Below are 15,294 nucleotides of genomic sequence, written 5' to 3'. Positions count from 1 at the left end.
GAGTTAGAGCCACTTATGCATTAGCGAAGCTAAGGCGAACCGAAAAGAACGAATGAAATGAGTTAGAGCCACTTATGGGAGTAGAACAGAAATGTGAAGTACTACTCCTAATTTTATTAGGTTAGTAGTACTTACATCTTAGTTTTGACTAAGATGTTCTTTATCGTCGTTCTACCCCGGCAAGGATGACTAGACTTGAACGAAGTATGAAATACGCACGTTCAAGACAGACATCTACTACCAATATATGAACGTAGTTCAGAAAGTTTTAAGGCGAACCGAAGAGAACGAATGAAAAGAGTAAAAGCCACTAAAGAATAAATAAAAATACAAAAAAGCGTGTCGAAAGTTATCTATCAAGATCATCTTTCGACACGCTTTTAATTATTAAAAGATATACTATTTAATACGGATTTTTCTGTTTCTAAAGAATAGGCTAATAATTAGTAATCCAATGCTACAAGCTAATAAAATAAGCGCGTTGTGAATAGCATCAGCTTCTACCACTACTTGATCTGGTGAGACAGTTAAGTAATATTGTTTAAGTGAATCAGAAATTTTCTCAGCTAATGTATGAATAATATAGCTAAAGTACATTGTTATCACTAACATAATCGCAAGAAACAACATATTTACAACCTTTAAAGCACTACGATTAAAAATAATTGTCAAAATCGATAAAATTAAACTAAGAATACATAATACGAAAAAGGCGTAAAAGACAATCAATAATCGATCAATTGATTGTTGTAGTTGATCAATATTACCTAAATTGATATTAATATTTCCAATTTGTGTGACAGTATCTTGGAAATTTTTAAGCTGGTGAAAATTAATCGTTTGTTTGGCAAATACAATATTGAATATGGGTTGTTTATACATGCTATAACCTGTAATTGCAGTTAACACAAGCACAATTAATTGAATAATCATACTTACCCATGAACGCTTTTTCTTGCCATATTGTTTACCTCGATGCAAACCTTGCGTTTGAAATGCATCGTCAAAGTTTTCCAATCTGCTTTGTTGATTAGACATGCAGGTGCCTCCCTTGAAATAGTCATATCTTTCTTTATCATTTCTAGTCTGATTTTGTTATAATAATGATTATTCAAAGACAGTAAAAAATTAGACAATTTATAAAATGAAATTCATGACTAAATTAAAATATACTTTAAATTATATCCCTTTTTATGTTGCGAATGTAGGTTTTTAATCAAATTGTTTTTTAATTTTAAAAATTGATAAGAGGTAGGTTTAGTTATTTATGAAGAATCGTTTAATGAACAGAGTGGTAAACAAATATATTCTACACAATCGTTCAATATTTTTCGATAATGATGAAGCAGTGGATAAATTTTTCGAAAAAAGACAAATTGAAAATGAGAAAAAACATAAGCAACCATCTACACTGAATGTGAAAGCCAATTTAGATAAACTTATGCTAGGAGATATGCAAGTTTTTAGATTTAATTTTAGACATGAATCCAAAAGAAAAATTTTGTATATTCATGGTGGATATAATACATTACAACCATCACCATTTCATTGGAGATTCTTAGATAAATTGACATTATCAACGTTACATGAAGTTGTATTTCCTATTTATCCTAAAGCACCTGATTATCATATCAATGATACACAAAAAGCTGTTAAAGATGTTTATGATCAATTAGTATCTGAAGTGGGTGCAGAACATATTATTGTCATGGGAGATGGCTCTGGTGGTGGATTAGCATTAAACTTAGTGCAAAGCTTGATCGAACAAAATGAACAAGTACCACGTCAATTATATTTAATTTCACCATTATTAGATGCAACATTATCAAACAAAGATATAACTGATGACCTATTAGACAAAGATATATTAGTGAGCAGATTTGGTGTGAATGAAATTATGAAACGTTGGGCAGATGAATTGCCACTTACCAATTCACGTGTATCACCAATATATGGCAAGATTGAAGGATTACCACCAGTGTTTATGTTTGGTGGAGGTAGAGAAATTATTAATCCAGATATGCATTTATTTAAGGATACATTGGAATCAGTTGGACAAGATATTGAATTTTATGAATATCCAAGAATGGTTCATGATTTTCCACTTTATCCGATTCGTGAATCACATAAAGTTGTTAAACAAATTACCAAAGCTTTAAATAAATAGCATGTATAAATAAAGAAAAGGGCGTTTAGCAGTTGATATTTAGCTAAACGTCCTTTTTATATTATTCCATAATAGAATTAATATGTTTAATAATAAAGTTTTGTCCTTTTGAAAAATATAAGTCAGCAATTGTGTCCTCAAAATGACTTGGTATGTCGGTTAAATTACTAAATGAAAAGACTTTTTCAATATTATCATTTCGTACACGATTCGCAAGTTGATTATAGTGTTCGAGAAATTGATTGTCATCATCATATTTTTCAAGAAGTTGATTTATTTCATCAATAGCTTGTTTTTGACCTTGAGTGTAACTCATTCGTGTTGCACGTTTAAATAATTTTGAACCTGGACCATTTATCGTTAAAGCTTTTTGTTCGTTTAAGTCACTAAGCGCATATTTAACATCATCGAATAAATCTAATAATTCACTTTGTACTGTATAGCGAATAGAATCGTTCATTATTTATCCTCCTTGTGAGGGATACCAATTCGATGGCCTAATTGGTCTGGCCATTCAATTGTTTGCTGTTGTTGGTCAGCATAGTGTTGCATTTGTTTGTAATAGTCTTCTGGAAAGGCAGCTGAGCGTCGTTGTTTTTGATCAATGCCCATCATCATTACTTCATTTGTAGCTGCAACATTACCATCATTACGGACCATTCTTAAGAAAAAGTGAACACGTTTGTAATCATAATCATAAATATATAACTCAACATCATAATGCTCATTTAATGTTAATTCGGATAAAAATGTAGTGTGTTCTTCAATTGTAAATGTAGTGTATTTATATTGTTCACGTTCTTCTAATGATAAACCATGACTATAATTAAAATCATCAATCACATCACTAAAAATGATATTATAGTATGCATCATGCATATGATTATTATGATCGATAAAATCTTCAGTCACCGTTTTACTTACCTTAAATGTTTGAGACATGACAACTACTCCTTTTTTGTGTGCTTGCTAATTATTTTACTAAATTAAATTAAGACATACACGTAATTCAATTCATGATAAAATAATGAAGAACTGCTTAACAGGGGGTAAATGGAGATGACAATGACTATTCGATACCAAACATCTACCGAACCTTTAAAAAGGGTGAATCGGATTGAAGATATTCCTAGTGAAGCAACAATTGTTTGGTACGATTTTGAGGACGCAACACCACAAGAAAATGAATTTTTAAGAAATCATTTTAACTTTAATGATTTAGAAATAGATGATGCCATTAATGGTATTCCTCGAGCAAAATATAAATCGTATGATGATTATCAATATTTAGTTCTTCATAGTATATTAGTACGCAATTATTCTGCAATAGCGTTAAATGTATTTTTAGGGGATAAATTATTAGTCACATACCATCATCAAAGTTTTGAATCGCTTAAAAGAGTGGCTAAAGTAAATGAACAACACCATGATCCAGAACTAGATTGTGCAGATATTGTTATTCTTATATTAGATAGTATGGTAGATAAATACTTTAATTTTGTTTACGATATTGAAGATAAGGTATATACATTTGAGGATAGACATGTTGATGATCGCTTTAGTAAAGATGTAATGGACAACGTATTTAAATTACGTTCTGACTTAATTAAAATCAAACGTGTTTTATTTCCAATGCAAGAGTTAGTTGATACGATTAAAACTGAAGGTAATTTAATTAAAGATAATAAGCATTCAATGTATATACAACATATAGATGACCACTTAATTAAACAAAGTAACGTCATTAAGACTTCTCAAGAAATGACGAATGAAATTAGAGAAAACTATGAATCTTATACATCATTTAGAATGAATAATATTATGCAAATTTTAACATTAGTTTCAGTTATATTTTCTCCACTTACCTTTATTGCAGGTATATACGGAATGAACTTTGAATATATGCCTGAACTTAAATGGCATTATAGCTATTTTGTTTGCTTAATTATTATGTTAATCATCACTATTGTGTTAATAATTTTTTTCAAAAAAAAGAAATGGTTTTAAATTGTGCATTTTAAAATAAGAATGAGTTGGAAAGGGCGGTATAGCAATGAGTGATTTTCAAAGAGAACAGAGAAAAAATGAACATGTTGAAATCGCGATGGCACAACAAGATGCTGCATTGTCAGATTTTGACAAAGTAAGGTTTGTACATCATTCAATTCCTAATATAGATGTAGATGATGTTGATTTAACTACTCGTACATCACATTTTGACTTAAAGTATCCTGTTTATATCAATGCAATGACGGGTGGTAGTGAATGGACGAAACAAATTAATGAAAAACTTGCGATTGTTGCAAGAGAAACAGGATTAGCAATGGCGGTTGGTTCAACACATGCTGCTTTACGAAATCCCAAAATGGCGGAGTCATTCACTATTGTAAGAGAAACTAATCCAGATGGTATTATATTCAGTAATGTGGGTGCTGATGTGCCTGTAGATAAAGCCGTAAAAGCCGTTGAATTATTAGATGCGCAAGCATTACAAATACATGTTAATTCACCACAAGAACTAGTTATGCCAGAAGGTAATCGTGAATTTGCCAATTGGATGGAAAATATCGAAGCTATTGTTAAAGCAGTTGATGTTCCAGTGATTGTAAAAGAAGTAGGATTTGGTATGAGTAAAGAAACGTACAAATCACTGCTTAACGTTGGAGTAGCTTATGTTGACGTAAGCGGGCGTGGTGGTACAAACTTTGTTGATATTGAAAATGAGAGACGTTTAAATAAAGATATGGATTATTTATCAAATTGGGGACAATCAACAGTTGAATCTCTATTAGAAAGTACCGATTATCAAGATAAGCTTAATGTCTTTGCAAGTGGTGGTTTACGTACACCATTAGACGCAGTGAAATGCTTAGCATTAGGTGCTAAAGCAGTTGGAATGTCACGACCATTTTTAAATCAAGTTGAACAATCAGGTATTACGCAAACGATTGAATATGTAGAGTCATTTTTAGATCATATGAAGAAAATAATGACTATGTTAGACGCTAAAAATATTGATGAATTAACTCATAAAGATATGATATTTAGCCAAGATTTATTATCGTGGATAGACCAAAGAGGTTTAGATATTCATAGAGGATAATTGGCCAAACTATAGTTGCCAAAATAAATTCAAAAATAAAACAGTACACATGAGAAACTGTCAGGACATAAGCAAAAACACTTTATGTCTTAGTTCCATCATGTGTACTGTTTTTTAATTATTGGAAAAATTGTATAAAGCCCATAACAATAATCACGCCTATTAAGTCGATTAAGAATGCACCGACAATAGGAACAACTAAATAAGCTTTTGGTGAGTTACCGTATTTTTTAGTAATGACATCTAAATTAGCCATTGCATTAGGTGTTGCACCTAACCCATGACCAATAAAGCCACCAACCATTACTGCAGCATCATAGTCTTTGCCTAAGCCTCTGAATAAAATGAAGATAGAGAACAAGATCATGAATACAACTTGCACAAGAACTATGATAATTAATGGTAATGCTAATGAGTAGATTTCAGTTAATTGAATACTCATTAACGCGAGAGATAGGAAGATACCTAATGAGATATCACCGATTTCTTCGTTAATTTTTAAATCAACAATGTTAAAGCCAAATGCTTCAGAAATGTTACGCACAAAAACAGCGACGAACATTGAGCCTACATACATTGGTATATTAACATTTGTTAAATCAGTAAACGTATTTCCTATGTATGTACCGAGTGCCATACAGAATACAAGAATTGTAAACTGTATAAAGAAAATTTGTGTTGGTTTATATTTTTCGTGAAGTGCTTGATTATATTCAACTTCACCATAGTTTTTAAATGAATCATCACTATGTTCAGGTTTGAGGTTATAACGTTTGATTAAAAATTTAACTACAGGTCCGCCAATTAAACCGCCAAATACTAAGCCTAATGTTGCGGCAGCAAGAGCAGCAGTTACAGCGGAATCAATGCCCATATCTTGAATTGTTTTACCATAGGCAGCGGCATTACCGTGACCACCCTCCATTGACATAGACCCTGCTGTTAAACCTAATAATGGTTTGATATTTAATACTTTAGCTAAGGAAACACCAATGACGTTTTGACAGAAAGCCATAATACCACAAAACATAAAGTATAATAACATGACCTTTCCACCAACTTTAAATAATTTCAATGATGCTCCTAATCCAATTGTTGTGAAAAAGGCTAACATAAAGAAATTTTGTATAAATGATGAGTCTAATTTAATTTTAACTATATTAAAGGAATCTAAAATCGCAACTAAAATTGCAAAAATTAAGCCACCAATCACTGGTGCTGGAATACAAATTCTTCTTAAAAACGAGACATGGTTTATGATTGTTTGACCAATCAGATATAAAATACATGCTAAACATAATGTGGTAATAGCATCTAATTCTAACATTTTAACTCCCCCTTAGAAGTTACCCCAAAACCTATGTTTAAGTGTTATTCAATTAAAATATGTAAGCGTTATAAAAAGCCACTATACCTAGTATACACGTATAAATCCATTAAATCTAGTTTTAGAATAAATATTATTTGTATTTATACATAAAAGTATTAATTTTCAATAGATATTATCAGAAATAATATTAAAATTATTAAAAAAGAATATCCTATGTTGAGGATTTATTATTTAGTACCTTGCAATGTACAGTAGTGAGTGCTATATTATAGATAATCACTACTGTGTAATGTTTAGTACCTAAAATGAAATATGGAGGAATGCCTATGAATACGCAATTTAAGAAGGGTGCGTTAGAACTAATTGTCTTGCTCATTATCAAAAGAGAAGATCAATATGGTTATTCATTAGTTCAAAATATCTCACGTTATATGAAAATTGCTGAAGGAACTGTATATCCATTATTACGAAGATTAGTTAAAAACGGTGAACTATCTACGTATTATCAGCCATCAACAGAAGGTCCAGCGAGAAAATATTATCGTCTTACAGAACAGGGCCAAGGAAGATTGGCGACGTTAAAAGAGGAATGGCAGTTGTTTTCTAATGCTGTAAATACGTTTATTGAGGAGAGTGAATCAAATGAATAAAGAAAGATATTTAAAGCAATTGGTCGCTAATTTAAAGCATATGGATAATACTGACAAGCAAGATATTTATAACGAATATGAAACTCATTTTATAAGTGGTAAAAATGAAGGGAAATCTGAAGAAGATATAGCTAAACAATTAGGAGATCCTAAAATGATTGCTAAAGAATTGAACGCCACTATGGCTATCGAAAAGGTAGATGAGAAGTCTAATTTAAAAAGTATATTTAAAGCTATATTAGCAGTGATGGGATTAGGACTTTTTAATTTCTTTATTGTATTAGTACCAGCATTCTTCATTTTAATGATTTTTTTCACATTAATTGTTTTTACATTAATACTTTTCAGTGCACCTATATTTTTAATTATCAAATTTGCAACTGAAGGCTCAAATTCAATTATTTTATATGATGTTTATATGGCGGGATTAATGTTTGGTATTAGTTTAATGTTATTAGCAATTACTATTCTTCTCATTAAATGGTTCTTAAAATTAACAGTAATGTATCTTAAATGGAATGTCTCATTCGTGAAAGGAAGTGTTCATCCATGAGAAAGTTAATCATCACACTTTTTATAATTGGTTTAATATTGAGCATTGGTTTTGGTATAGGTCTTATTTCTCAAGGTAAGAAGTTATCTTCAGCACATCATGAAACGCAATTAAATAAAGAATATAAAGACAATATAAAATCTATTCAATTGGATGTTGAGAATAGTGATGTTGAAATAAAGCATGGTAAGACATTTTCGATAAAATCAATTGGTAGTTCAGACGATAAAGTAGATAGTAAAGTCGAAAAAGAAACATGGCATATTAATGACCAACATAATCAATCTAATATCAATTTTAGAATAGGCACTATGTTCACTAATAAAATTATTATTACCTTACCAAAAGAAATGAATGAACTAACAATAAAAGATGACGCGGGGGATATCAAAGTTGATAATGTTGTTAGTAAGAAAACGTATATCAATGTTGATTCTGGAGATATCACTTTGACAGATAGTAAATTAGGTGATTTGAAAGTCAATAATGATTCGGGTGATATTTTAATGAAACACATTCATTTCACAAAAGGTAAAATAAAAAATGATTCAGGAGATATAGAAATGAAACAAAGTATTCCTGATCAACCATTAAATGTATCAAATGATAGTGGAGATATTCATATAAATTATAAAAACAAAGCCAAAAACACATCATTTACTGCCTTAAACGATTCTGGAGATACGAATATATATGATAAAGAATTAAAACAACATCAAATAGGTAAAGGAGACAACAAAGTCAATTTATCTAATGATTCCGGTGATATTACAGTAAAATAAAATTTATTAAAAGAGAGGATGGCACTATTTTTAGTGCTATCCTCTCTTTTATTTCCATGTATCATCAGGGTTTTGAAAATCTGATTTTTTCATGCGAGATACATATGGATTACCTTTGACTGTATAGCGAAGTGGTTTATTTGTCCATTCTCCTTTATTTGGAATACCAATACGACCACTTTCAACTATCGATTTAGGATGTTTCCGATTTTTTATGTCAATTGATAGGCGACATTGATTGATAGTAGATCCATCAATGGCACGCGGAATATTAAATGCTTTCGTCCATTTTCCTGGTCCATTAGTCAATTCAAATCCATCTTTGCCTCTATTGATTCTCATAGCTTCAATCCCGTCTTCTGGTTCTACTGCGCGAATAAGCACACCTTCAGGAACACCACTATCTTTAGTAACAAAGTTAATTAATAAATGTGTATGCATGACATGTGCATAAATTGTTCCACCAGTCTTATATAATGAAGTAACTTTAGGTGTTTGTTTACCACCAAAGCCATGAGCTGCGCGATCTTCAAAACCTAAATAAGCCTCAGTTTCGACAATATAACCGCTATAAGTTTGATGATTATCCTGATAAATGACACGGACTCCTAATAATGATTTTGCAATATCTGTTGTATTACGTTCTTTAAAATCCATAATGGAACTCCTCTATAAAAATATTTGTTTTTATAATTTATTTTGGAAATTCTTAAAAAATATTTGATTTATATTTTTTTAGGTCTATCTATTTGATACAATGACCGTATTAATAATATTATTACTTAATTAATGTATCAAAATTGATATGAGTAATAAAATAAATTGAATTGATGATTTGAAAGGAGCAGCTAAGATGAGAGAGAAAGTTGGTTTTAAAGCATCATTTAAATTATATTGGTCAAATTATTTTAATTTTAAAGGTAGATCAAGACGTAGTGAATATTGGTTTATGCAATTATGGCATTTAATATTTATGTGTCCTGGTATTATTTTATTGATTATTGGTGCAATAGGGCTGACTATAGGTATCTCTTCAGGTCAAAGTACGACTGCACTAAGTATTGGTGTCTTTAGTCTAGTGATATCCGTGTTATATTTAGCCATTTACTCACTAGTGACAATTATTCCGAATTTAGCTATATTAGCCCGTCGATTCCATGATACTTCACGCACAATGTGGATACCTATGATTGGATTTGGTATTGCAGTATTTTTAAATATATTTAATTGGGTTGTCAATGCAACTGGACATTCTGAAAATGGATGGTTATTACTAATCTATTGGTTAATTACAATCATCTCTTGGATTTTTGGTATTTATAATATTGTTATTTGTTGTTTAAACAGTCAGAGAGAAACAAATATTTATGGACCAAGTCCAAAATATGAAGGGTCTGAAATGATAAGTGATAATAATTATAATCCAGTAGATAAAGCAAATAAGAAACATAATTATGATAATAATGAAATTTAAAATAGTAATGTAAAGCTAGGGTCATAGTGAGACCTTAGCTTTTTATATAAGAAATCATCATTTATTCTAGTAGATGTCGTATATATTTGACGTGTGGGTAAATGATTTAGTAAAATTAAGATAATACTTATCGAAAGAAGCGGATGAATGCGTTGAATAGAGTGAAACAATATCGAGCACATCAAAAGATGTCGCAATTAGAACTAGCAAGACGAATAGGAGTTTCCAGACAAACAATTAATATGATTGAAAATGATAAATATAATCCGTCATTAAAATTATGTATAAATATAGCTAAAACCTTGTCAGTCACACTTAACGACTTATTTTGGGAGGATGAATAGTTATTTTTAATAAATTAGAATTTAAAGATGAATTCAAAAATAATTTATTCAAAAATCATTTAGCAAAAGCGAGTGCGATATCTATATTTGTAATTGCCTGTATATTTTATTTCCAAGCAATGTTTGATATTCAACGTGAATATTTGTCTCCATATTTGATAGGTAGTTTACTTATATTAATCGTGACAGTCTGTAAACTATCTTTAAATAAAGAAACAACGGATACTACAATAATTTACGTAAATAATAAAAATGAGAAAAACTATTTAAATCGTAAAGCCAGAAAGAAACACATTATATTTTTTATAGTGCTCATGATTTATTTAATCGTCATTAATAATGTAATTATCCCTTTAGTGGTAAGCAGTGAGGTGATGGTTAATAGTTGGTCTAGTTTAGGGTTGCTTATTCCAATTATAATGATGATATTGATGAAAGACAGTCGTATTCAAATATCTGATACACCGACAGTTTCAGCAAAAGAAAAGATTAATACACAAGAACGTTCTTTAAATATGTTGCCTAATTATAACTTCAGTGATGAATATGAGAGACGTAGAATTGTTAATGCATATGCGAGTAATACAATTTGGCAATTAATTGCTTTAATGGTAGTCAGTATTGTTGATATAGTTATTGAAGTAATAATGGGGCATTGGCCAATATCTAGTTATATTTCAATCCTGTTCATTGTTATTATTTCATTAGTCATTACATTTAAATATAAAAGTATTAAAAATTAAAAACAGCTATTCTTGCCATGTTGATAAACAAAGGCAAGGATAGCTGTTTTTAAAGTTGCTTATTCAGTTTCATGAATATAAGATAGTTCAGCATGTTCTCTACCTAATAAATCATGAAGTTGTCGGTATTTATTAAATAATTTTTCGTAATGTTTTACTTTTTCAGGATCTGGTTGTTTTTCATAATAAACTGGTTGTTTCATATGTTGTACAGTATCTCGTAATGTTTCGTAAGCACCGCCGACGTTAGCTCCTAACATAGCAGCACCTAGAGCAGTAGCATTAGAGGACTCTAATACAACTACTTTTTTATTTAATACATTGGCATAAATATCTACGAGTAATTTACTTTTTTTAGGTATACCACCTGACGCATATACTGTATGAACTGGAATGTCATTATCTTCGAATTGTTTCATGATCATTTTAGTTCCAAATGCAGTTGATTCTAAATAAGCACGGTGTACCATTTCGAATGGTGTTTGTAATGTTAAACCAAAGACGCTACCAGTTAAATGGCTATCGCTTAAAATACTTCTATTACCATTATGCCAATCTAGCACGACTACATGTTGTTCTTCAACAGGGATTTGCTCTGCTAGTGTTTCTAAGTATTGTAATACATCCATATCTTTGTTCTTCGCGGCTTCAACAATTTCATGTGGAGCCATGCGTTCAGAGTAACTAAACAAGTCTCCTACAGCAGCTTGCCCAGCTTCATATGCATATAATCCAGGTATAATAGCATCTTTAACTGAACCTGTAATTGATGGAATGGGTTCTTGTTTAGGGTCTAACATTAAGTGACAAGTACTTGTACCAATGACTGGAGTGAATTCTCCTTTTTCAATGGCACCTGCACCTAATACGCCAGAATGTGCATCTATCATATAAGGTGATATTTGAACATTTGAAGATAATCCCCATAAATTTTGGTAGTATTCTGATAATGAACCTGCACTATCTCCAATTTGAATAACCGGTGCTTCACATTTATCTTTTACAATTTGAGGTAATTCTGAATCTACAGTTTCAAAGAAATCGTAATTAAATCCATTGACTTCATCGTAAAATCCTTTAAATCCTATACCACAATTTGATCGGATATTTTGATTAACAAGCAAGCTTGTCATATAGTCTCCGGCTTCCATAATATAATGAGCACGTTCTAATAATTCAGGTGCTTTATGTTTTACCTCAAGAATTTTAGGTATCATCCATTCACTATTAACACTGTGACCATAATAGTCTAACCAATTTTGATTTGCTTTTTCATTAGCTTCGACCATTTGTGTTGCTTCATCTTGGGCACCGTGATGTTTCCATAATTTAACATAAGCATGAGGGTGATTTTTTAAATCTTCATTCATATGTAAAGGTTTGAAGTTTTCATCTAAAAAGACAATAGTACAACTTGTGAAGTCGACGCCAATTCCGATTACTTCATCTTTATTAATTTGACTTTCTTCTAATACATGTTTAACACCATTTTCTAAAACATTGTGATAATCGCCAGCATGTTGTAAGAAGTAATTATGAGGTAAAGTTTCTCCACCTAATTCTTCAGCAATTGTCCCATGTTGGTATATTTCTTCATAACTAGAAATAATTTTTCCATCTGAAGTATCTACTAAAATAACACGTCCAGATGCTGTGCCATAATCGATACCAATACTATAACTCATTATGTCTATCCCCTTTATGTAATGTTTTATCTTAAAGAAGTTATCAATAAAATAATGTTCTACGATATGATTAATGATAGTGCTTACATAAATGAATGTAAAGTGTGACATATTGTAAATTCTAAATTCATTAATTAGTTTATTAATGTTATATTTATGTAGAATTAAGTCATTAATTTGGGAGGTAACCATGTCATTAAATATTGAACACGTGACAAAGAGATTTAATCAATTTACAGCAGTTAATGATATATCGATTGAACTTGAGAAAGGAAAAATGCTTGGGTTTTTAGGACGTAATGGTGCTGGCAAAACAACTACATTTAGAATGATTTTAGGATTAAGTGAACCAACAGAAGGTCACATTACATATGAGGGGCATGCAATAAATAAGTCGATGTACAATCGTATAGGTTATTTACCAGAAGAGCGGGGTTTGCATGCAAAAATGACTGTTGAAGACGAATTAACTTATCTTGCTACTTTGAAGGGTATGTCTAAAAAAGCTATTAAGAAAAATATAGATTATTGGTTAAATCGATTTGCAATTACTGAAAATCGTCATAAACGTATTGATTCACTTTCCAAAGGTAACCAACAAAAAATTCAGTTATTAGCAAGTATGATTCATCAACCTGAATTACTTATTTTAGATGAACCTTTTAGCGGATTAGATCCAGTCAATGTTGAACTACTAAAAGAAGCGGTCAAAGATTTAAATAACCAAGGTTCGACGATTATTTATAGTTCACATCGTATGGAGCATGTCGAGGAATTATGTGATGATGTATGTATTTTAAATCATGGAGAACTAGTAGTTTCAGGCGATATACAAGAAGTTAAATCTTCTCATGGATATAAACAGGTAATTATCGAAACTAATAAATCAATGCCAGAATTAACAGGCATTCAAGGTGTTATTGATGTAGAAGTGAATAAATATGACATTAAACTAACAATAGAAAATGAGTCTGTAGCTGAATCTATATACAATCAAGTTATAACACATGGTTATGTGCGTCGCTTTCAAGTGTTAGAACCATCACTGAAAGATATCTTTATTGATAAGGTAGGTGATCTTCATGAATAAATTCTGGGCTACATTTGGATTAACATATAAAAGTAAGGTGAAATCTAAATCCTTTATGATATTTATGGTTATTGTCATTATTTTGATGGTAGCTTTATCAAATGCTGACAAAATTATAGATATGTTCAAAGGTGATGATGACCATATAGGTGTCGTAACCAATAATGAACCATTATATAAAGCAATTAAGCAACAGAGCCATGTGATTGATGAGGAAGCAACGTTTGAAAGAGTGAGTCAAAAAGAAGCGAAATCTCAAGTCAAAAGTGAAAAATTAAAGGAAGCTTATATCATCAAAATGGATAAAGACCATCAACTTTCAGTGACCATTTTGAGTAAAGATAACGTTTCACAAGAAAAACAACAAAAAGTGACTGGTTTACTTACAAATCTTCAGTCAAAACTAATAGCATCGAAATTGCATCTTAGCGATAATGATTTAAAAAAATTACAATCTCAAAGTAAAGTAGATAGCCACATCTTATCAGATGATAAAGGACAACAATTAAGTGAAAGCCAAAAAGTATTTAATATGATTCTTGTTTATGCCATTTTAATGCTAATGTTTTTTATTATTTTCAATTATGCAACACAAGTGGCTATGGAAATTGCAACTGAAAAAACATCAAGAGTTATAGAAATGATTATTACGAGTGTGTCTCCGATAACACATATTATGGCTAAGATAACAGGTGTCATAGCAGTAGCGTTTACACAAATAGCTATGATAATTGTGGTTGCAATCATTTGTATATATGCTTTTGATTTAAAGCGTATGCTCAAAGGTTTTGATTTATCAATGAGTGACATATCATGGCAAATTATTATAGTAGGCATTTTAAGTGTGATTATCGGTATATTAACTTATGTTTTATTAGCAGCCATTTTAGGTTCTTTAGCATCCAGAATAGAAGACATTAATCAAACCTTAATGCCTTTAACTTTATTTGCAATGATTGCATTTTATATAGCTATTTTCAGTATATATAAACCTGATATTTTATTGGCTAAAATTACAAGCTTTATTCCATTTTTAGCCCCATTTGAAATGTTGGTGCGCGCTCAATCGACGGAATTACAAATTTGGGAAATTGTATTAAGTATGTTGATTTCATTAGTAGTTATGGTGATCTTGTTATGGATTGCTATTAAAACATACAAAGATTCAGTTTTAACATTTGAAAAAGGTCTTATTAACTCAATTAAAAAAGTAATGAAAAAATAAATAAAAGAGGGGGAAGAGTGTTAATGTCATTTTGAAAAAGCTTACATAACATTCTTCCTCTTTAAATTGTAATTATCTATGGAATATTAGGTGAAAAAGTGTAACAATGTGTATGAGTTAGCAAAGAAGTTAATATAAAATAATAACT

Annotated in this window: 17 protein-coding genes; 11 read left to right on the top strand and 6 right to left on the bottom strand. The window is 30.5% G+C overall.

Annotation, left to right across the window (positions count from 1 at the left end):
• Nucleotides 1–399: 399 nt before the first annotated feature.
• On the bottom strand, nucleotides 400–1,038 hold the full coding sequence (locus Q4528_RS12080) for a hypothetical protein (RefSeq protein ID WP_046467100.1): 639 nt from the start codon (nucleotides 1,036–1,038) through the stop codon (nucleotides 400–402).
• A 229-nt stretch (nucleotides 1,039–1,267) separates the two neighbouring features.
• Here Q4528_RS12080 and Q4528_RS12075 point away from each other — a divergent pair, with 229 nt between their 5' ends.
• On the top strand, nucleotides 1,268–2,167 hold the full coding sequence (locus tag Q4528_RS12075) for an alpha/beta hydrolase fold domain-containing protein (RefSeq protein WP_017636504.1): 900 nt from the start codon (nucleotides 1,268–1,270) through the stop codon (nucleotides 2,165–2,167).
• Between the two features lie 61 nt (nucleotides 2,168–2,228).
• Here Q4528_RS12075 and Q4528_RS12070 read toward each other — a convergent pair whose 3' ends face one another.
• Together Q4528_RS12070 and Q4528_RS12065 are read right to left on the bottom strand one after the other, a co-directional pair.
• Entirely contained in the window at nucleotides 2,229–2,627 is a 399-nt protein-coding gene (locus Q4528_RS12070) for a hypothetical protein (RefSeq protein WP_046467101.1), read from the bottom strand.
• Nucleotides 2,627–3,109, bottom strand: a complete 483-nt coding sequence (locus tag Q4528_RS12065; protein WP_017636502.1) for a thioesterase family protein — start codon at nucleotides 3,107–3,109, stop codon at nucleotides 2,627–2,629. The genes Q4528_RS12070 and Q4528_RS12065 overlap by 1 nt, the downstream gene beginning before the upstream one ends.
• A gap of 117 nt (nucleotides 3,110–3,226) precedes the next feature.
• On the opposite strand from Q4528_RS12065, the gene corA reads away from it, so the two are divergent.
• Complete coding sequence (corA, locus tag Q4528_RS12060) at nucleotides 3,227–4,174, top strand: magnesium/cobalt transporter CorA (RefSeq protein WP_017636501.1); 948 nt, start codon at nucleotides 3,227–3,229, stop codon at nucleotides 4,172–4,174.
• 46 nt (nucleotides 4,175–4,220) lie between these two features.
• The gene (fni, locus tag Q4528_RS12055; RefSeq protein ID WP_017636500.1) at nucleotides 4,221–5,270 is read left to right on the top strand and encodes a type 2 isopentenyl-diphosphate Delta-isomerase; all 1,050 of its coding nucleotides are present in this window, start codon (nucleotides 4,221–4,223) and stop codon (nucleotides 5,268–5,270) included.
• A 118-nt stretch (nucleotides 5,271–5,388) separates the two neighbouring features.
• Here fni and gltS read toward each other — a convergent pair whose 3' ends face one another.
• Nucleotides 5,389–6,597: a sodium/glutamate symporter gene (gene gltS / locus Q4528_RS12050; protein WP_017636499.1), complete on the bottom strand. Its 1,209-nt coding sequence runs from the start codon at nucleotides 6,595–6,597 to the stop codon at nucleotides 5,389–5,391.
• Between the two features lie 329 nt (nucleotides 6,598–6,926).
• On the opposite strand from gltS, the gene Q4528_RS12045 reads away from it, so the two are divergent.
• From Q4528_RS12045 to Q4528_RS12035, 3 genes are read left to right on the top strand one after another with little or no spacing between them, the layout of a single operon-like run.
• Nucleotides 6,927–7,250, top strand: coding sequence for a PadR family transcriptional regulator (locus Q4528_RS12045; RefSeq protein ID WP_017636498.1), 324 nt, complete (start codon nucleotides 6,927–6,929; stop codon nucleotides 7,248–7,250).
• Entirely contained in the window at nucleotides 7,243–7,803 is a 561-nt protein-coding gene (locus tag Q4528_RS12040) for an HAAS signaling domain-containing protein (protein ID WP_017636497.1), read from the top strand. The genes Q4528_RS12045 and Q4528_RS12040 overlap by 8 nt, the downstream gene beginning before the upstream one ends.
• A complete protein-coding gene (locus tag Q4528_RS12035; RefSeq protein WP_017636496.1) occupies nucleotides 7,800–8,585 on the top strand; it encodes a DUF4097 family beta strand repeat-containing protein in 786 nt (261 codons plus the stop codon). Before Q4528_RS12040 ends, Q4528_RS12035 begins: the two co-directional genes overlap by 4 nt.
• 48 nt (nucleotides 8,586–8,633) lie before the next feature.
• Here Q4528_RS12035 and Q4528_RS12030 read toward each other — a convergent pair whose 3' ends face one another.
• Nucleotides 8,634–9,242 (bottom strand): DNA-3-methyladenine glycosylase, encoded by a 609-nt coding sequence (locus tag Q4528_RS12030; protein WP_017636495.1) that lies wholly within the window; start codon nucleotides 9,240–9,242, stop codon nucleotides 8,634–8,636.
• A gap of 196 nt (nucleotides 9,243–9,438) precedes the next feature.
• Between Q4528_RS12030 and Q4528_RS12025 the strand changes: the two genes are divergently transcribed.
• The 3 genes from Q4528_RS12025 to Q4528_RS12015 all read left to right on the top strand — a co-directional run bounded on the left by Q4528_RS12025 (nucleotide 9,439) and on the right by Q4528_RS12015 (nucleotide 11,146).
• A complete protein-coding gene (locus Q4528_RS12025; RefSeq protein WP_017636494.1) occupies nucleotides 9,439–10,059 on the top strand; it encodes a DUF805 domain-containing protein in 621 nt (206 codons plus the stop codon).
• Between the two features lie 143 nt (nucleotides 10,060–10,202).
• On the top strand, nucleotides 10,203–10,403 hold the full coding sequence (locus Q4528_RS12020) for a helix-turn-helix transcriptional regulator (protein ID WP_017636493.1): 201 nt from the start codon (nucleotides 10,203–10,205) through the stop codon (nucleotides 10,401–10,403).
• A 119-nt stretch (nucleotides 10,404–10,522) separates the two neighbouring features.
• Nucleotides 10,523–11,146, top strand: coding sequence for a hypothetical protein (locus Q4528_RS12015; RefSeq protein ID WP_156156329.1), 624 nt, complete (start codon nucleotides 10,523–10,525; stop codon nucleotides 11,144–11,146).
• A 59-nt stretch (nucleotides 11,147–11,205) separates the two neighbouring features.
• Here the strand turns inward: Q4528_RS12015 and Q4528_RS12010 are convergent, their stop codons facing one another.
• The gene (locus Q4528_RS12010; protein ID WP_017636491.1) at nucleotides 11,206–12,831 is read right to left on the bottom strand and encodes a ribulokinase; all 1,626 of its coding nucleotides are present in this window, start codon (nucleotides 12,829–12,831) and stop codon (nucleotides 11,206–11,208) included.
• Between the two features lie 190 nt (nucleotides 12,832–13,021).
• Between Q4528_RS12010 and Q4528_RS12005 the strand changes: the two genes are divergently transcribed.
• Nucleotides 13,022–13,921: an ABC transporter ATP-binding protein gene (locus tag Q4528_RS12005; protein WP_046467104.1), complete on the top strand. Its 900-nt coding sequence runs from the start codon at nucleotides 13,022–13,024 to the stop codon at nucleotides 13,919–13,921.
• Nucleotides 13,914–15,146 carry an ABC transporter permease gene (locus tag Q4528_RS12000; protein ID WP_046467105.1) on the top strand — a complete coding sequence of 411 codons (1,233 nt, stop codon included), beginning with the start codon at nucleotides 13,914–13,916 and terminating at the stop codon, nucleotides 15,144–15,146. The genes Q4528_RS12005 and Q4528_RS12000 overlap by 8 nt, the downstream gene beginning before the upstream one ends.
• Nucleotides 15,147–15,294 lie beyond the last annotated feature (148 nt).

Source organism: Staphylococcus pasteuri (genome assembly GCF_030547725.1).
Lineage (GTDB): Bacteria > Bacillota > Bacilli > Staphylococcales > Staphylococcaceae > Staphylococcus > Staphylococcus pasteuri.
The sequence above is the reverse complement of the archived record's forward strand: the minus strand, read 5'-3'. Positions and strand labels throughout refer to the sequence as shown.